Here is an 18,014-nt window from a genome sequence, read left to right on the forward strand (position 1 = left end):
AAATTTTGCATAATTTGTAAAAAAAGTTTTCTATATTCCAACCTCAATCCTTTTAAAATCTAACCCTCTTTGAAAATTAAGGTGAGCCTATGAAGTGCAGTAAGTGTGGAAGAGACGCTGTATATCATGCCAAATATGAGGGAAGATATTACTGTCACAAGCACTTTAACGAATTAGTGGAGAGCAAAGTAAAGCAGACTGTGAGGAAATACCACCTCATTGAGCGAGGCGAGAGGATAGCCGTTGGCGTAAGTGGGGGTAAGGACAGCGTTGTTTTGCTTCACCTCTTGGCGAAGCTCAGAAAGAAGCTCCCCTTCGAGCTCGTGGCGATAACGATAGACGAGGGGATAGCAGGTTACAGGCCGCCGAGTGTTGAAGTTGCAAAGAGGAACGCGGAAATACTCGGGATAGAGCACCGTATATACTCCTTTAAGGAATATTTCGGCTTTTCTTTAGATGAGACCGTTGAGATAATGGGGAGCTTTGAGAGAGGCGAAAGGGTTGGAGCATGTTCTTACTGCGGTGTGTGGAGGCGCTGGCTGTTAAACTACGCGGCTTTGGATGTTGGAGCCGATAAATTGGCCGTTGGCCACAATTTGGACGATGAAGCTCAAGTGTTCCTCATGAACATAATGCGCGGCGATATAGCCCGATTGGGAAGAACGGGCCCCTACTATGAGGTAATCCACGAAGGCCTCGTCCCAAGGATAAAGCCCCTAAGGGAAGTTCCGGAGAAGGAGATTGTCCTTTATACGCTGCTCAACGACATCGAAGTGGATTTAGAGGAGTGCCCCTATGCTGTCGAGGCCTTCAGGGCTGAGATTAGAGATTGGGTAAATGATATGGAAGAGAAGCATCCGGGAACGAAGTACCAAATCCTAAGGAGCTACGACAAGATGTATCCCCTCTTAGCGAAAGCCTATGCAAAGCGCGATTTGGGAAGATGTAAGATATGCGGCCAGCCCACAAACGGCGAGATATGCAAGGCATGCCAGTTCAAGCTCAAAGTCCAAGAAAAAGCAAAAGAAAAGGGCCTGACGTTTAGGGTTGAGTGATCCGCTTTTTTGAAATTTTATTTAAAGTTGAATAATCCAAAGCCGCATAATTTAAGAAAAGAAAAAGTTCAAACAATAAGGGAAACCAAGTCCCAAATAGCTTTCTCTGGGTCTTTTGCCTTCGTAACGCCCGAAGCTAAAAGGACTCCAACGCTTCCCAATTCCAAAGCCTTCTTAACATCTTCGCCCGTTGAGATGCCCGCGCCCGTGAGAACACCTACGCTTGGGTTGACCTTCTTAACGAGCTCCACTGTGTTTGTGACTACCTCTGGTTGAGCTTTACTAACAGGAATTCCCGTTCCTATGAGCTCTGGGGGCTCAACCGCGACATAGTCGGGCTCAAGAGCAGCGGCAGCAGCGCTAACCTTTGGATTGTTCGTGCACACCATCGTCATTAAGCCGAGCTCCTTAGCTCTAGCGATTGATGCCTCAAGATTCGCTAAAATCATCCTGTTTTCGGAGTGATTCAAGAGCGTTCCAACGGCACCAGCTTCCTTAACCGCCTCCGGCAAAACATGACCCGTATGACTTCCGGGCGTTATTGGGTCAATGTGCTGAGCAAAAACAGGAATTTCAACCTCTTGAGCAACCCTATAAAGGTCGGCCAATTGAGGAGCAACGACGAATGTAATTCCCGTCTCCTTCCACACTTTCTCAGCGGCCTTAGCTATTCTCAAAGCGCCTTCTCCAGTTGCCTGGATGTAGGTCTTAAAGTTAATCGCTATAATCGGCTCTTTCAGCTTCATAGGTATCACCTAAAGTGAATCTACTTTAAAGCTTAAATGCTTTGCCTATTAAAACGCACTCTGAGTAGGATACTCATGAGTAAGTTTTTAGAAAAAGAGAAATTGAGATCAAATGCTCCAGTCAACACCGAGAGCATTGCCGTAAGCTTGGAGCACTCTCCTAAGATACTCCTTGGCAGTTCCGACTTTGTCCTCTTCGAAGCGCTTAGCCCACTTCTCGTTTCCAAACTCCTCCGCGCCTTTAGCAACTAAGTCTATAACGCGCATTGAGTCCCAGAAGACAGGCTCATAGCCAGCTTTTTTGGCGTAGTTCACAATCTTTCTAAGCATCTTTCTAGCGTGAGCATCTAAATCCACATTTTCACCGTAGGCCTCCATGAAGAGGGGCTTTAATACAGCGCCCATCCATCCCCTATGGAAGCGGCACCAGCCAATGTTGTCGTACCAGAACTCCTTTAATGCACTCCCAAGGCTCTTTTGTGCAAGCTCTTCCGGCTCAAGGAAAACACCAAATTGGTAGAACGTCCAGTAGCGCCCTTGGATTGGATAGGGGATGTAGTTTCCAATGGCCCAGTACATCGTAGGCGTGATTTCTCCATCCTCACCTATGGGCGTGAAGACAGCGTAGTCCTTAAAGCTCTCGCCGTAGTTTAAGCGATCTTTAAAGTACTCATCCAAGATTTTGCTGGCTTTCCTCTTTCCTAAACCGAGGATTTTGGCTATTTCGGTCTCAGCAAAAGCAACTCTATGAGCTAACTCCGCAACAAGCTTGGCGTTCTTCTCACTCGCCTCAACAGGCCTCAACAGCAATGCCTCTTTATCAAAGTCAGGCTTATCGCTTAGCCCAACTTCCTCAGGCTTTAACAAATCCCTATAAACGAGTTCGAGAACCCAAGAAGCCAAACCTCCAAACTCTATCGCATCGAAGCCCATCGCATCTACAGCATGAACGCTTATATCGCTCGCCCTGAGGCTTATACTTCCACTCAGTGGGCCGTTGGCTTCATAGGGCTCGTATTCAACATGGTGACCTCTCCTGTGCTTCTTACATAAAACCGGGCATGGCTCTCCACAAGTAGTCCAATTCTTCGTCTCTATAGCTTCCTTATTGAAAGGCTCCCAGTAGTGCTTTATTATATTCTCATGAATCTTAATGCGCTCTTCCTTTGGAATGTACGGCATCTGCCAGTTTAGAATCGGAACGAAGTCTCCTTCAGCGGGATAGTTCCCTCCAAAGGTTCCACCGGTTTTGAGCTTGGGATTGTACTTATACTTAACCGTCTTCTCGTTTATTACATCAAGCATAGGCTTCTTGTGAACTCCTTCAACTATCTCCTTCGCTATCTTAATGTTGCTTATGTCCTCATTGGGGAAGCTCTTCTTCACTTTTCCACCGAACATTATCGCTACAACGTTGTGTGCCCTAAACAAAACACTTCCGCTTCCTCCTCTTGCCGCCCAGTCCTCGCTTCCCTCCAAGCGCTTGCCCTTTCTAAGGGTTTGAGAGAATATAGCACCGAAGTTTGAGTTGAGTGCGGAAGGACCAACACAAGCTATCCTGTACTCCATACCATCAAACTTGTGCCCAAGGTTGTCGATGAGGTACTGGGTGAGGGCATAAACTCCTTCTTCACCTTTATATCCGCGCCAAATTTCAATGAGCTTTTCCTCTTCGATCTGATGGAGCTCAACGCTTATATTTTCGCCATCGTTCTTTAAAATAACGACCGTTGGCTTCTCCGCCTTTCCTTCAATGACCACAAAGTCAACGCCGACTCTTTGGAACTGGTAAGCGGCACCGCCCATAGCTGAGGGAAAAATTCCTCCCCACAAGGGAGATCTAAAAACGAACATTAATCTATGGGCACCTGGAAGGGGGGAGCCTGCAAAAGGACCTTTTCCAAAAACGGTTACATTGTTAGGATCGTAAGGATCGAGCTCGTAAGTTTTGTAAACTTCATCGTGAAGGTGCAGAGCATAATCGATGATGCCGTAAACGCCTTCCTTCTCGAACTCTTCGCTCCTAACTTCACCTCTCTCAACGTTAAGTTTGAGAACGTTGAACTTCATACTTCCACCTCCACATATCACTCCCAGTGTTATTGAGCAACCACAATATTTAAGGCTTGTCCTCTAACTACCAAAGTACGTCGGCAATGCTTATTAATTTTGACCCAAGCTTTTTAAATCAAAACTGCAGAGGGTAACTCATGATAGCTCTGGGAATAGAGGGAACAGCACACACTCTTGGAATAGGAATTACAACAGAAGATAAAGTTTTAGCAAACATATTTGACACTCTAACCACGGAAAAAGGCGGTATTCATCCAAAAGAAGCCGCTGAGCACCATGCGAAGCTTTTAAAGCCCCTTTTGAGGAGAGCACTCCAAGAAGCAGGGGTGAAAATAGAGGATGTGAATGTAATTGTCTTTTCTCAAGGCCCGGGTTTAGGGCCAGCTTTGCGTGTAGTCGCAACAGCGGCACGTGCACTAGCCCTCAGATACAGCAAGCCAATAGTGGGGGTCAACCACTGCATAGCCCACGTTGAAGTGAGCAAGCTTTACGGTGATGTAAGAGATCCCGTTGGCCTCTACGTCAGTGGCGGTAATACGCAGGTTATTGCACTAAAAGGAGGTAGGTATAGGGTTTTCGGTGAGACCCTTGACATTGGGATTGGAAATGCCATAGACACCTTTGCGCGTGAGCTGGGCATAGGCTTTCCTGGAGGGCCAAAGATAGAGAAGCTCGCTCAAAAAGGAGAGAAGTACATCGAACTACCATATGCTGTTAAAGGAATGGATTTAAGCTTTTCAGGGATTCTAACGGAAGTTGTGAGAAAGTACAAGAGCGGTAAATATAGAATTGAGGACCTAGCATATTCATTCCAAGAGACTGCTTTTGCAGCATTAGTCGAGGTAACAGAGAGAGCTTTAGCGCACACGGGCAAAGATGAAGTGGTTTTAGTAGGAGGAGTCGCTGCCAACAACCGCTTAAGGGAAATGCTAAAAGCTATGGCAGAGGATAGGGGTGCGAAGTTCTACGTTCCACCCTACGACTTATGCCGCGATAACGGTGCGATGATAGCATATACTGGCCTAAAGATGTTCAAAGCCGGCATAAGATTTAAAATTGAAGAAACTACAGTAAAGCAGAAGTTTAGAACAGATGAGGTCGAGGTTACATGGAGCTGAGAGTTCCGCTGTATCTTTTAGCATATGACTCAATACTCCTAATCGCCCTTGGATATGTGTGGATCTTTTTCATGAAGCGCCTTAGGAGATACTCAAAAGAACTTAAAGTGTTTGTGCAAAATGCGGCGTTTTTCCTTGGGATTGCTGTTTTTGGAAGGCTCATAGATTTTTTGGACAACTTCATCAGCATTCCTTATGATGTGGAGATTTTAACCACATGCTACTTCATCTCTATAGTGGGCATAATCTACACCATTGTGCAGTATATAATAACGGTGGAGCAAACCTATATGCCGACATTAAACTCGCAAAAAATCCAGAAAAATGAGGAAGTAAAATCTCCAGGTGAAGCATTTTTGGCTTTTAGCTCAAAAAATAGAGCCCTCGACGTACTTGAGATCATCAATGATCTGGATTCCCCAACCCTCATAATCACAAGGGCACCCAGATTCTACGAGGAATTCAAAAATGAGAATATCCTAACGCTGTGGGTTACACAAGCCACTGATAGAGGAGTTTCACCAACGAAGCTCCATGTAATCCAGGATTTTGCAATAAACTTTGCCCAGAAAAATCCAAGGGCATTCGTAATAATAGACTGTCTTGAATATATAATCCTCTACAACGGATTTGAAACTACATTCAAGTTCCTGGTAGGTCTGAAGGATCACCTAACACTCCGCGGAGATACATTAATTCTTCTCATAGACAAAGATGCTCTAAATGTTAGCCAGCACTCCCTGCTATTGAAAGAGTTTAAGCCCCTCTAAAACTTCTTCTTTATCTTTAAGGTATACCTTGGATAGATTCCCTTTGAAAAGCGCACAAACTTTGTCTTTCTCGGGGACTTCTTTATGCTAATCTCCACTTCAGGATGGATGTATGTGTAGAACTGCCCATCAACCGTCAAAATCACATCCCTTCCCTTTGTTAAAACCGCGACATCAATCGTAGAGTCCGCAGGAACAACCATTGGGCGTGCATTTAAAGCTATAGGTGCCAGTGGAGCAATAACAACTCCATCAATCCTTGGATCTAAAAACGGGCCCCCAGCAGACAGTGCATACCCTGTAGAACCTGTGGGGGTTGAGATAATCAATCCATCCGCTCTAATCTCCTCGGCCAAACTCTTGTCAACGTAGTACTTTAAGTGCACAATCTTTCCGGGGATTCCCGTGAGTATAGCCACTTCATTGAGAGCATCAGGGATATTGCTCTCGCCATTGAGATATACCCTGAGCTTAATTCTCTCATCGATATAATAATCTCCCTCAATAACTTTGTTTAAAGCAAAGAATGTTTCACTCGGATCCACCTCGGCTAGAAATCCCAACGTGCCCATATTTATTCCCAAAATTGGGATGTTATTTTTTACTTTGTGCTCTATCCTCAAAATAGTTCCATCCCCACCGATAGCGACTATAACATCGACGTCCATTTCCTCTAAAGGCTTCAAATCCGCCTCCTCAAAGTGGGGAAAGTGCTCATATGTCTCCACATCGACGTAAACATCGTGGTCGCTAACCTTGAGGAAATCATAAACACGATACGCAAGCTTTAATGCCTCTTCCTTATCTCTCCTTGCTACTATTCCGAACTTCATATTACTCCCCCAGAGGCTTGGCTTCTTCAATCAGGAGGGATGGAACTCCTTCCACAATTGGGTATTTAAGCTTACACCTCTCACCCTCTCTCTTCAGCTCACCTCTGCACTTTGGGCAAGCTAAGATGTCAGCTATCCTCTTCACCCTTAGCACCCAGGTAAAAACTTATTAGCCCCCCAACTATTGTAGGTAGCCAAAAGGATATAAATCTATCCAAAATTGTTCCAGTTACTGCCAGCTCTTTATTTATGGATAGACTCAAGTATAGCGCAGAGTTAACACCTTCGGTTATGCCAACACCTCCCGGAAGGACACTAATCATTCCCAAAGCTATTCCAGCCATCTGAACCATCAAAACTTTGTAGATCTCCAAAGGATACCCTATGCTCCTAAACACAAAGAACGTCCTGAAAACCATGACCACCCATAGAATGAGAGAATAAAAGAGAGTTTTGAAAAAAACACCCGGGTCCTTTGAGAGATCGGATAATGTTTCTCTAAACTCAAAGATTGCCTTTTGAAGTTTTTCTTCAAGCTTCTCCTCAATTCCAGCGAACTTTTGTGGGAATATGCGCCTTAAGAGTGAGATTATCCGTCTGAGCAGCCCCATAGCAAGCCTTTCATTGAATGAGAAGAGCAAAGTTAAAGCCAGTACCAAGAAAAGAACAAACGTGGAAATAGCCAAAACAACGAGTAGAAGATGTATCTTCAAGCTCAGAGCATATTTAAACGCAATAAACGTGAACAGCATTACAGGGATGACATCCAAAATTCTATCTGCCATCACGGTGGCGAATATTGTTGCATATCTCTTATCACTCCTTTTGCCGACTATATAAGTCCTCGCAGGCTCACCGCCAGCTCTAGCGCCCGGGGTTATGTTGTTAACGAAAATCCCAACGAGAACGGCCATCAGAATCCTGCTTACACTCACATCTATGTTCGCTTTTTTGAGGAAAACCTTCCATCTAAGAGCCCAAGCTAGAACCGCCAAAATCTGCATTAAAAGGGCTAGGAGAAGGTATCTAACATCCGCACTCATAGCTATAGCTAGCGTTTCCTCTACCCCTGCCCACCATATGAGGAGGAGGATAACCACAACTCCTATCAAAATTAAAGTGATCCTCCTTCTCTCCATCAGCTCACCTTCCTAAGCTTCGCTATGAAAAATCCCTGCGTCAGGTGTTTGTGTGGATAAAAGCGCTGCACCTCTTTAATCCCAATGCCCGGTGAGCCTATGAAAAGCTTCTGCTCCTCGAGTTTTAAGCCTTTTTTGAGCATGTATCTGACGTTGGCTTCATTCTCTTCATAGCTTAGCGTGCATGTCGAATAAACTAAGACTCCTCCTTTCCTAAGGCTCTTTATCGCTGCATTGATGAAGTGCTTTTGATACCTCGCCGTTGCCTCTATTTCCTTAGGAGTCCTGCTTTCCCATAGCTTGGGCCTTATGCCGAGGGCAGTGCAGGGAGCATCGAGAAGTATCTTATCGGCTTTTATCCCCAGTTCAGGGAGCTTCCTCGAGTCCATGTGGATGAGCTCAACGTTCTTAACGCCCAAGCGCTTAAGCTCTTCCTCCATTTTCTTTAGACGGTTCCTCGACTTGTCCATAGCTATGATTTTACCGCGGTTCTGCATGAGCTGGGCTATGTGAGAGGTTTTTCCGCCAGGAGCAGCGGCCATATCAACTATAAGCTCCTCTTCACTCGGCTCTAAAACATGAGCGACCACCATGGAGGGCAGGCTTTGGGCGTAAAAGAGGCCTTTCTCATAGCTTTTCAGCTCACTCAAACTGGGGAGCTTGAACTTTGGGAGGGTAACTTCAACGGCTATGCCCCTCGTGGATAGAATCATCTCCTTAGCACTCATCCTTGCGATACCAACTCCTACCAGCAGCCCGCGGGGGTCTCTAATTTGAACCTCATCCCCTTCCTTTATTCCCTTGTCGGCCTTTAAAACTCCCGGAGCGTAGAGCATTGCACCTTGGTAAACGCTTTCAGAGGCAAATTTGTTGGCTATTACCTTTGGGAGCTTTGGGTCGTAATCATCAGAAAAGTTTGGACCTTCCCTGTCGAAGTAAATACCCTCTTCCAGGTAAGGGCTCCTCTTGGGTTTAAGTCCCTCTTTTCTAAGCTCCTCCATGAGCTTTTCTCTGCTTATCTTAAGCGTATTTACCCTTATGTAGTACTTTTCAACGGGCTCTCTAAGCTTCTCCATTATTATCTCTGCCTCATCGCCAAAGAGGCTGCGGTAGTAGGATTGAAGCTCCTCCGGAAAGGCCTCTAAATACACTAAAATCACCTACTCCTCCTTAAAGACCGGCAAAAGTTCGTACTTCTTTGCAAGATCAAGGAATCTGTAGAATTTCAGCTTTAGGGCTTCCCTTGGGTTCTTAAAATCCTTGATTTCAACCTCAAAGTTGAACAAAACCTCGTCGCTCATCTTAATGCGCTCAAAGACCTCCTTATAGCTTGCGGGGTTTGTTTGATAGTTGTAAACATCCTCCAAAAAGCTCTCGCTGCCGTAAATGTAGCTCCTGGGGAATGTTGTTAAGAACTCATCTAAAAACGCTTTGTTTATCTTCCTCGTAGGAATTCCAAAGACAAAGTAGAATCCATGTATTGTGGCACCTACTTCTCCCTGAGGCTTAACTTCAAAAGCGGGATAAGGGTAGGTCATTTCTCTCCACTCGCCATTTAAAAAGATGTAGCCGTTAAAAACTTCCTCAATTGGCTCAACCTTAAAGCCCAGCGGCTTCAGCTCCTCTCTAAGCTCCTCGTTGAGTTCGATAAGTTCTCTCCATATGAGATTTAAGAGTTCATGAACTTCCAATGAATGCTCTTCTACAAATCTCTCAAGCATTTTCTCACCTCTAAGAAGATAAGCAGGGAAAGCTTTAAAATTTAACTCAAAAATTCACCGGAGATACAACTTAAAATATCAACCCCCAATAACTTGATGTTAGCAAAGCAAATGTCCAAAATTTTCCGAAATTTTTCCTATGTAAATCATTTCATAACTAAGAAACCCTTTTATGTTCGCCTCACCATTATAATACACCCGTGAGAGGTGATGAGCAATGAGGAAAAGAGTTGTTATTGCTTTAGGGGGAAACGCAATTCTTCAACGAGGGCAAAAGGGAACTTATGAGGAGCAAATGGAGAATGTAAAAAAGACTGCAAAGCAGATTGTTGATATAATCCTTAATAACGATTATGAGGTAGTTATAACTCACGGAAATGGTCCTCAAGTGGGTGCTTTACTCTTGCAACATGATGCTGGTCAAACACACGGCATTCCTGCCCAACCTATGGACGTCTGCGGAGCCATGACCCAAGGGCAGATAGGCTACATGATCCAGCAAGCAATTAAAAACGAGCTTAAGAGGAGAGGTGTTGATAGGCCCGTTGCCACAGTGGTGACTCAGGTGCTGGTTGATAAAAACGATCCCGCCTTTGAGAACCCATCAAAACCCGTTGGGCCTTTCTATGATGAAGAAACAGCTAAAAAGCTCGCAAAGGAAAAAGGATGGGTAGTTATAGACGACGCCGGAAGAGGATGGAGAAGAGTGGTTCCCTCGCCAGATCCAAAAGACATAATCGAGAAGGAAGTAATCCAAGATCTAGTGGAGAAAGGAGTTATAGTCATAGCGAGCGGTGGCGGTGGAATACCCGTTATTGAAGAAGATGGAGAGTTAAAGGGTGTTGAAGCCGTTATAGACAAAGACTTGGCGGGCGAGAAGCTAGCAGAAGTCGTCAACGCGGATATCTTCATGATTTTAACCGATGTGAATGGTGCTGCGATAAACTATGGAAAGCCGGAGGAAAAGTGGCTCAGCAAAGTGAGCGTCGAGGAAATGAGGCGCTACTATGATGATGGGCACTTCAAGAAGGGAAGTATGGGGCCCAAGGTTCTAGCCACGATAAGATTCGTCGAGTGGGGAGGAGAGAGAGCAGTTATAGCAGCTTTGGACAAGGCTGTGGACGCTCTAGAAGGAAAAACAGGAACACAAATAGTTAAAGAGCTTTAGAGTCTTCTCTTCACACTTTTCTACACAGTCCAATCGCAATGTTTTTATACATTTTTGCCCAAATTACCTCGAAGTCCGAGGTATGGTGATGGTGATGAAAAAAGTTGCTGTAATGTTAATATTTCTGCTGTTCCTAGGGTTTGCCCTTGCAGAGAGGCCCTATGATGAAGCAGCCAAAGCAACTTTTGAAAGTCTCAAAAGCGGAGACTACGCGCTCTTAGAGCCTCATTTGGATAGCGAGATGAAAAAAGCATTTACCGAGAGCTACTTCAAAGCATTTAGAGATCAGCTGATTTCAAAATATGGGGAGCTGAAAAGCTATGAATTCACTAAAGAGGGAAAACAGGGCGAGTTTATTATAGCATACTACCGCTTTGAGTTTGAAAAAGCATATCTCACACTTAGGCTCGTTTTTAGAGAGGTTAATGGAGAATACAAGCTTTCTGGACTTTGGATAGATGCTGTGAATCCAACGGAGGGAGAGAAAGGAATTCCAACGCCTGTAGCTATGGCTTTTCCAATGCTGGGAGGCATTTTAGCCTTCCTCACATTCTACCTCATGGGATTTAAGAAAATCCACTGGGCAGAGCTCATTTTAGGCTTCTTTCTGGTGCTGGTGACGCTTTTTGTGCAGAGCCCAATACAGCAGGTGCCCTTCCTAATTATGGGCATAAAGTCAAACACTGATGTAATAGCAAAAGGCGCCATGTTTATAGTCCTAACATCAATTTGGCTCGGTTTCGTTGCAGGCTTCTTCCAAGAGGGCCTTAAGTATGTCTTCTCAAGGAACAAGAGCCTTAGGATAGCTCTCTTCATAGGGCTTGGCTTTGGAGTCGGCGAGGCCATAATAATTCCACTGCTCCAGCTTGTCCAATCTATGACTTTGGGGATTCCACCTTCCCAAACTCTTTCAATGACACTCTTAGGAGGCGCAGAACGCTACTTAGTTACCCTATTCCACGCTGGAACTACGATAGTTTTAGCTTATGCTTACAAAAACGGCTTTGGAAGGAAAGCATTTTTAAGCCTGAGCATAGCTCATGGAATAATAGACACCTTCGCAGCTCACTACCAGCTGACACAGTCTCAAACGAGCTTAATCTTGACTTACATTGTCCTAATTGCTGTTACCCTAATAATACTCCGCTATGCGCTACCAAAAGCGAAGGAAGAAAAGGAGGAAGAAAAGGTTGTTTGGTAACGGGAAGAGGAGAGCCATTAAAAAGCTCAAAAAAGAGCTCAGGGCAGGTACTTACTCATTTATTATTTTATCCCTCCTCAAGGATAAGCCTATGCACGGTTATGGGATAAGAAAGGCCTTCAGCGAGCTCAGCGAAGGAAGAATAGTGCCGAGTGAGGGCACTCTCTATGACCTGCTCAAAAGTCTCGAAAAGTACAAGCTGGTCGAGAGCTTTTGGGCCGAAGTTGGGGGGAGGGCGAGGAAGTACTATAAAATAACCTCCCTAGGAGAGGAGGTCCTGAGTGAACTCAAGGAAGAGGTTTCGTTTATTGGTGAAATTCTAGAGAGGCTCGGTGAGGGATATGAATGAGGTTCAAATCTTAGGAATAACAATGTTTTTAGCTGGGCTGCTCAGCTACGGCTTCAGAAATAAGAAGGAGTTCAGGAGGGGGCTTAGAGTTGGGTTTAGAATTCCTTACACCTTAGCATCTCAGGAGGCCTGGAGAGCGGGGAACACCTTCGTGGGAATAGGATTTATGGCATTAGGTGTGCTCGTGATCTTCTTGAGCTTTTCACTGAGTGAGAATCAAGCTGTGCTTATAGCCACATTTGGAGGTTTTGTCATAATAGCCCTCGGTGCCTACGTCTCAAAGATAGCCCTTGAGAGAGAAACGTTTAAGCCTGCTGAAGGTGAGATAAAGCCTTTAAAAGAATTTAACGTCAAACCTTGGCTCTTCAGCGGTGCACTTATCATGATAATTTACTTACTCATCGCCCTCTATTACTACCCCAAGCTCCCCGAAGTGATAGCGATCCACTTCACCTCTTCCGGAGCCCCGGACAGCTTCGGCTCAAAGCTCCCTTTTGTCCTAATAGTTCCACTCACAATCATGTCCTTCTTTTTAGGCCTGATTTACCTAGCAAAAGAACCATTCAAGAGAGCGTACATCTCAATCTACTCAAAAAATCCAGAACAAACAAGGAAGTGGACTTTGAATCTACTCCTCGCAGGAATGTTTGTCCAGTTTATTGCATACACCGACATAATCTGGTTCAGCCTCAACGGAGCACATTTGCTTTCCATTAGCTCTCTCACCACGCTCTCATTACTGTTCATCGCTATTCCCTCTGCGATGATTCTCCTCTCACTGTTTCGCCCTCCAGCTTAGGAGGTGAAATTTCTTTCACCGGAAGTATTTTAAATAAGTTCGGTAAAGATAAGCAAGGTTGGCATGGAAGGAATCGAAATCATAAACATCATGTTTAATATTTTCATAGCGCTCCTGATGCTCACAGCCGGCCTTTTAACATATCTCTTCCGGGATAAGCCAAACTATGCGATAGGAGTTAGAATAGGCTACACATTTGCCTCAAAAGAAGCCTGGCGCAAAACCAACACTTTTGCTGGAAAAGCATTTATGGCTCTTGGAGCGCTCATGCTCATCCTGAGCCCCTTTGTTGATATGATGCAGAACACGATAATAATGCTCGCAGGGATAATTGTAATCTTCTACAAAGGCTACAAGATAGCAAAAGAGACGTATGAACTCGAAGAGTTTAAAATTGAAGCGCCAGAAATCATCCCCCAAAACATCCCCGAGCTGAATGTAAGGCCATATCTCTTCGGAGAGTTTGCCATCTTAAGTATTTACTTCCTCTTTCTTGCCCTCAGCTACGACAAAATGCCCCAGAACATAGCGTCCCACTTTGATTTCTACGGAAACCCCAATGGCTTCATGGAGAAAAGCATAACCTCCCTCGTGGCATTTCCGCTGGTCATCTCCGCTCTGATAATAGGAATAACGTACCTATCAAAAAAGCCCCTATTTGTGCAGTTCACGCCGAAATTCAACCCAAAGGCAGGCAAAATTTTCGTTGAGCTCATGTTTTTCACGGAGCTCCTTATAATCTCAGCATGGGCCTACATAATAGCCTACAACGCTTATAACATCCACAGCGGAGCCATCATAAGTGGGATAAGCTTTGGAGCAATCATAATAATATTGGTTGAGATGTTTAGGCTTTTACTGGCGATTGGAGAGAGTTGAATTGCTGAATCTCTTTAAATAATAAAGAGAATTTAGAGTTCGTAATACTGCCTCTTCCTATCCTTAAAGATGTCATTAAACTCATTGAGCATCTTATTTCTCGCTTCCTCCACGTTTATCTCAACGATACCAACCTCTTCTTTGTCCTCACTGGCCCTAAGGAGAATCTCCGCTTTAGGTGAGTTAATTTGGCTCATCCCTATAAAGCGAAGCCCTCTCTCCTCGCCAATCCTGTTGGCCGTTATTGAGAAGACTCTGTTCTCCAAGCTTCTAATTGGCATTGCCCTTGGTGCGTAGGGCATGACGAGGTTAGCGGGATGGGCAACTATATCAGCGCCTTTCAAAGCCAGAGTCCTCATAGCCTCCGGGAAAAACCAGTCGAAGCATATCATTACTCCAACCTTTGCTATACCTATGTTGAAGACATGAAAGCCCAAATTGCCCGGCTCAAAGAAGAGCTTTTCCCTGTAGAAGAGGTGTATTTTACGATATTTTCCTATGTAACTGGAACCTATTGGGCCTACAATCACAGCCGAATTATAGAGCTTTCCTTTCTCGTCTTTTTCAGCTGTCCCAGCCACAATGAAAAGCTCGTGCTCCCTCGCCTGCTCCATCAAAAAGAGTGTTGTTTCACCATCGGGTATCTGCTGAGCTATCTCTTCAACTTCTTCCTTGCTCTCAAAATTGTAACCTGTATCAAAGAGTTCCGGAAGAACGATGAGCTTGGCTTCTTTTTTTGCAGCTTCCTTGATGAAGCGCTCGGCCTTGCTCAAGTTCGCATTTAAGTCCAAAAGCTTTGGTTCCATCTGAATGAATCCTACTTTCATGCCACCACCGAGGTTTCTTTAGCACTTCTCATTTATTGCGTTTTTTATTGGGTGTTATTATATCAACAGCCTCAAAAATGCCCCAATAAGTATGCTGAGCTACAAGAATACTAAATTTTGTCATTGCAATAGCAACAAAATTGCAAATTTAGTAAAAGATGTATAAAAGACGCAGTTCAAAATTAAAATGGATTAAAAGTCCGAAAATTCTAAAAATTAAAACAAAGTCCTGAAGAGCCAGATTTTCCCATTGAAGCCCCATAAGTGTCCTTTTGCCCAGTAGTTTAGTCGAATGCTAGATAGGGAAAAGTTTAAAAAGGCTCCTATAAGAAGGGAGGATGGAACGATTATCGAGGTGGTCATCATGAAGAGGAGACCAAGGAAGTGGAAGAAGAAAGGAAGAATGAGATGGAAGTGGCTGAAGAAGAGGATTAGGCGCTTAAAGAGACAGCACAGGAAAGAGAGAGGATTAATCTGAGGTTCTTGACCTCTTTTTATATTCCCTTTGGTGCCTCACATGGAGCATTTCAAAACCTTTGAAAGGCTTTCTTTAGAACTGGACACCTCCAAAGGGAAGACGCTTATTTTAGCAGACTTGCATATTGCTTTTGAGCTTTCAAGGGGTTTGAGAGTTAGAACGTATTTTGAGAAAAGCTTAGTGGAGTTTATAAAGTCAAGGAATCCTGATCTAGTGATTTTGCTCGGTGATGTTAAGGAACCCTTAAGTCTAAAACCATTCACAAAGAAGCTTCTCCTAGAGTTCTTCAGCGAGCTGGAGGAATTTAAAATCCTGATAACCAAAGGAAACCACGACGGCAACATTGAAAAGCTCGAGGAGGAATTCAGAAACATTGAGGTCGAGAACTACTTCCTCATTGATGACACCCTTTTCATCCACGGTCATCAAAATCTTCCAAAAATAGATTTTGAGCGGGCCATTTTAGGTCATATACACCCAGCGGTAAGCGTTAAAATCGGGAGCATCGTTAAAAAGACAAAGTGCTTCATTAGGGTGGATAAATTTTTGATTCTCCCCACAGTAAATCCCTACATAGAAGGCTTTGATGTTAGGGAAGGCATAAAGATGATACCTTTCTTGAAGAAGGCTAAGAAAGGAAAAGCTTTCCTTCCTGACTGGACATACTTGGGGGAAGTAATGTTTTAATTTGAAAAACTAAACAAACCGCAAGTTTTATGAAGTTTAAACGTATAAAATATATGAAGAGAAGATTGCATAGGTGGGAAAATTAGAGGGTGAGGTCAATGCACGAAAAGCTCGAAAGCCTGTTGCGCTCACTTGGGGTCAAAAAAAGCGAGATAAGGATTTACAAACTGCTTTTGGAGAAAAATATTCCCTTAAGAATAAAAGAAATACAGAGGGAAGTGGGGTTAAGCGAGAGGAGCGTTAGGGCACATGTTCTAAACCTCTACCGCAGAGGATTCCTAAAGAGGAAGCTCATTGAAGAAGGCTGGCTCGGCTACACTTACACAGCGGTGTCTCCCCAAGAACTCCTCGAAAGGTTAAAAGAAAACGTTGTGAAGAAAATCAACGAAATTGAGAGAGAGCTAAAGGAAACTGACGAAGTTAAGGGCCCCTAAAATCTCCAGAGCTTTCTCAAGACTTTCTCTTTTAAACTTGCCGTATTCTTCTTCCAAGGCTTTAAAAGCATCATCCTTAGGCAAAAGCTCCCCTAACATCAAGAGTTCATGGAGCAAAGCCATCAATGGACGCTCCTTTAAAAGCTCCCTCATCTCCTTTCCCTGTGCTTTATCAATTCTCATGATGTCCCTAGGGGATAGTATACCCTTTTGTTTCCACTGGAGCCAAGGGTTGGACTCAAACTCATGACCAATATCAACACCCAAAAAATGTCCATCCCTAGCAAGTCCCTTCATGACGAGCTTTTCCGCCACATCCAGCTCATTAGTTAGGCCCAGCTCACCGAGATACTTCATGGCATATGCCTTCGCAAAGCGTTGGAGCTCTTCTTTGCTGGCTTTTGCCAAGGCCAAAGCCGTCGCCAAAACAGCTTTTCCAATTATTTCGAGTGTTTCTTTGCTCAGCTTTTCTATTGAGTCCTCACTTGAGTGATAAAAACTGTCGGGCCAAGTTATGGGCATTACCGAAGGAATCCCAAAGAAGCTGAACACGTCGTGGTCACTCCCCATCTCATAGGGATAGCTCTTAAGGGGCACCTTTGGAAGAGAGCTGCCGCCAAAACTCTTTCCTCTAGAGTTGGCCAAGTCCAAATAGTATTCCATGATGCCCTCTATTACTGAAAACCTCGAAAGAGGCGTTCTTATTAGCATGACAACTCCTTCCCGTCCTCCCACCATGTCGAGGTTTATTACCACATAGTAATGCTCGAGCTCAGCAAAGCTCTCTATGAAGGCTTGTGTGCCATGATACTCAGGAATCCAGAGGAAGGCAAAGCCGAAGCGGAATGATTCGTCGTATAATTTAGAGAGTGCTCTCGCGAGCTCCAAAAGCGCTGCACTCCCGCTCGCATTGTCGTTTGCTCCGGGCTTGGGATGGCACAGGTGAGCAGTGAAGAGAATATACGGCGGTTTGCCCACTTTAGCATAGACCATAGGGAGCACTTGCTTCTCTCTAATCTCGCTCACTACTTTGAGCCTGGCCTCAACGCTTTCACCCTTCTTGAGCTTGGCGATGACTTCATTGGCCCACTCCTCACTTATCGCAACCGCAGGAATTTTTGCCCACTCCAAATCTTCCTTTGCCAAGAAGAGTCCAACGTAGGGGAAAGCCTTTCCAGTGCCTTTGCGGTAGATTATGAAGCCTTTAGCACCGCTCTTGTTAGCTTTTTCGTAGTTCTCTCTCCATTCTTCTCCCACTAGAACGATCCTGTCCTTGGCTTTCTCCCAATCTTCTTCTCTTTCGATTAGAACTACTTCTCCCTCAGCTTCGCCGCTCGGAGAGTGCGCCATCACTACAAGGGGCGTTTTTTCTGTGGTTGCTTTTCTCTCTCCGATTTCGATTTCACCATGGATTAAATCCCAAGCTATGGGAGATTTTAGAGTTAAGTGCCACCTTTCCCCATCATAGACATCCTCTAAAAGCTCTGCTTCAATCCCCCAAATCCTCAGATCCTCTAGAACATAGTTGGCTGCCTCAAAAAGCTCTTTTGAACCCTGAATTCGGTGGAATTTTGTTATATCCGCAATGTTCTGCAATACTCTATCCGAGCTAAAAACTTCGGCTTCCTTCAAAAAGCGCTCCATAGGCTCACCAATTAGAGTTCTCACGAGAATATAATAGGTTTCCGGTGGTAGGATTAATTATTCATTAGAAACTATCAAGATACAACTATCAAA

19 protein-coding genes are annotated in these 18,014 nt (G+C 44.5%); 10 read left to right on the top strand and 9 right to left on the bottom strand.

Annotation, left to right across the window (positions count from 1 at the left end; translation table 11 throughout):
* Positions 1-89: 89 nt before the first annotated feature.
* A complete protein-coding gene (locus PAP_RS09755) occupies positions 90-1,055 on the top strand; it encodes a TIGR00269 family protein (protein ID WP_048165822.1) in 966 nt (321 codons plus the stop codon).
* 68 nt (positions 1,056-1,123) lie between these two features.
* Here PAP_RS09755 and tpiA read toward each other — a convergent pair whose 3' ends face one another.
* A complete protein-coding gene (tpiA, locus tag PAP_RS09760; protein ID WP_048165823.1) occupies positions 1,124-1,801 on the bottom strand; it encodes a triose-phosphate isomerase in 678 nt (225 codons plus the stop codon).
* A 108-nt stretch (positions 1,802-1,909) separates the two neighbouring features.
* Positions 1,910-3,871 carry a glyceraldehyde-3-phosphate:ferredoxin oxidoreductase gene (gene gor / locus PAP_RS09765; protein ID WP_048165824.1) on the bottom strand — a complete coding sequence of 654 codons (1,962 nt, stop codon included), beginning with the start codon at positions 3,869-3,871 and terminating at the stop codon, positions 1,910-1,912.
* 140 nt (positions 3,872-4,011) lie between these two features.
* On the opposite strand from gor, the gene PAP_RS09770 reads away from it, so the two are divergent.
* Both PAP_RS09770 and PAP_RS09775 read left to right on the top strand, forming a co-directional pair.
* Positions 4,012-4,992: a bifunctional N(6)-L-threonylcarbamoyladenine synthase/serine/threonine protein kinase gene (locus tag PAP_RS09770; RefSeq protein WP_048165825.1), complete on the top strand. Its 981-nt coding sequence runs from the start codon at positions 4,012-4,014 to the stop codon at positions 4,990-4,992.
* A complete protein-coding gene (locus PAP_RS09775; RefSeq protein WP_048165826.1) occupies positions 4,983-5,762 on the top strand; it encodes a DUF835 domain-containing protein in 780 nt (259 codons plus the stop codon). The genes PAP_RS09770 and PAP_RS09775 overlap by 10 nt, the downstream gene beginning before the upstream one ends.
* On the opposite strand, the gene PAP_RS09780 is transcribed toward PAP_RS09775, so the two are convergent.
* From PAP_RS09780 to PAP_RS09795, 5 genes are read right to left on the bottom strand one after another with little or no spacing between them, the layout of a single operon-like run.
* A complete protein-coding gene (locus tag PAP_RS09780; protein WP_048165827.1) occupies positions 5,759-6,595 on the bottom strand; it encodes an NAD(+) kinase in 837 nt (278 codons plus the stop codon). The two genes, PAP_RS09775 and PAP_RS09780, sit on opposite strands and share 4 nt — an antisense overlap.
* 1 nt (position 6,596) lies before the next feature.
* Positions 6,597-6,740 carry a Trm112 family protein gene (locus tag PAP_RS10250; RefSeq protein ID WP_201769537.1) on the bottom strand — a complete coding sequence of 48 codons (144 nt, stop codon included), beginning with the start codon at positions 6,738-6,740 and terminating at the stop codon, positions 6,597-6,599.
* Complete coding sequence (locus tag PAP_RS09785; protein ID WP_048165828.1) at positions 6,724-7,734, bottom strand: flippase-like domain-containing protein; 1,011 nt, start codon at positions 7,732-7,734, stop codon at positions 6,724-6,726. Before PAP_RS09785 ends, PAP_RS10250 begins: the two co-directional genes overlap by 17 nt.
* The gene (locus PAP_RS09790; RefSeq protein ID WP_048165829.1) at positions 7,734-8,885 is read right to left on the bottom strand and encodes an RsmB/NOP family class I SAM-dependent RNA methyltransferase; all 1,152 of its coding nucleotides are present in this window, start codon (positions 8,883-8,885) and stop codon (positions 7,734-7,736) included. Before PAP_RS09790 ends, PAP_RS09785 begins: the two co-directional genes overlap by 1 nt.
* A 9-nt stretch (positions 8,886-8,894) precedes the next feature.
* Complete coding sequence (locus tag PAP_RS09795; protein WP_048165830.1) at positions 8,895-9,455, bottom strand: DUF3201 domain-containing protein; 561 nt, start codon at positions 9,453-9,455, stop codon at positions 8,895-8,897.
* Positions 9,456-9,672: 217 nt separating this feature from the next.
* On the opposite strand from PAP_RS09795, the gene arcC reads away from it, so the two are divergent.
* The 5 genes from arcC to PAP_RS10155 all read left to right on the top strand — a co-directional run bounded on the left by arcC (position 9,673) and on the right by PAP_RS10155 (position 13,851).
* Positions 9,673-10,623 carry a carbamate kinase gene (gene arcC, locus PAP_RS09800; protein WP_048165831.1) on the top strand — a complete coding sequence of 317 codons (951 nt, stop codon included), beginning with the start codon at positions 9,673-9,675 and terminating at the stop codon, positions 10,621-10,623.
* An 88-nt stretch (positions 10,624-10,711) separates the two neighbouring features.
* Positions 10,712-11,824, top strand: a complete 1,113-nt coding sequence (locus PAP_RS09805) for a DUF3887 domain-containing protein (protein WP_236626993.1) — start codon at positions 10,712-10,714, stop codon at positions 11,822-11,824.
* Complete coding sequence (locus PAP_RS09810) at positions 11,814-12,173, top strand: PadR family transcriptional regulator (protein WP_048165833.1); 360 nt, start codon at positions 11,814-11,816, stop codon at positions 12,171-12,173. The genes PAP_RS09805 and PAP_RS09810 overlap by 11 nt, the downstream gene beginning before the upstream one ends.
* Entirely contained in the window at positions 12,166-12,972 is an 807-nt protein-coding gene (locus PAP_RS09815) for a DUF1648 domain-containing protein (RefSeq protein ID WP_048165834.1), read from the top strand. Before PAP_RS09810 ends, PAP_RS09815 begins: the two co-directional genes overlap by 8 nt.
* Before the next feature lie 63 nt (positions 12,973-13,035).
* Positions 13,036-13,851: an SdpI family protein gene (locus PAP_RS10155; RefSeq protein WP_052649141.1), complete on the top strand. Its 816-nt coding sequence runs from the start codon at positions 13,036-13,038 to the stop codon at positions 13,849-13,851.
* A gap of 32 nt (positions 13,852-13,883) precedes the next feature.
* Here PAP_RS10155 and PAP_RS09825 read toward each other — a convergent pair whose 3' ends face one another.
* Positions 13,884-14,678: a nitrilase gene (locus PAP_RS09825; RefSeq protein WP_048165835.1), complete on the bottom strand. Its 795-nt coding sequence runs from the start codon at positions 14,676-14,678 to the stop codon at positions 13,884-13,886.
* A gap of 517 nt (positions 14,679-15,195) precedes the next feature.
* Between PAP_RS09825 and PAP_RS09835 the strand changes: the two genes are divergently transcribed.
* Together PAP_RS09835 and PAP_RS09840 are read left to right on the top strand one after the other, a co-directional pair.
* Complete coding sequence (locus PAP_RS09835; protein WP_048165837.1) at positions 15,196-15,843, top strand: metallophosphoesterase; 648 nt, start codon at positions 15,196-15,198, stop codon at positions 15,841-15,843.
* Positions 15,844-15,941: 98 nt separating this feature from the next.
* Complete coding sequence (locus PAP_RS09840; RefSeq protein ID WP_048165838.1) at positions 15,942-16,277, top strand: transcriptional regulator; 336 nt, start codon at positions 15,942-15,944, stop codon at positions 16,275-16,277.
* Here the strand turns inward: PAP_RS09840 and PAP_RS09845 are convergent.
* A complete protein-coding gene (locus PAP_RS09845; protein WP_048165839.1) occupies positions 16,245-17,921 on the bottom strand; it encodes a DUF4910 domain-containing protein in 1,677 nt (558 codons plus the stop codon). The genes PAP_RS09840 and PAP_RS09845 overlap by 33 nt on opposite strands.
* Positions 17,922-18,014: the final 93 nt, after the last annotated feature.

Origin of the sequence: Palaeococcus pacificus DY20341 (assembly GCF_000725425.1) — an archaeon.
Lineage (GTDB): Archaea > Methanobacteriota_B > Thermococci > Thermococcales > Thermococcaceae > Palaeococcus > Palaeococcus pacificus.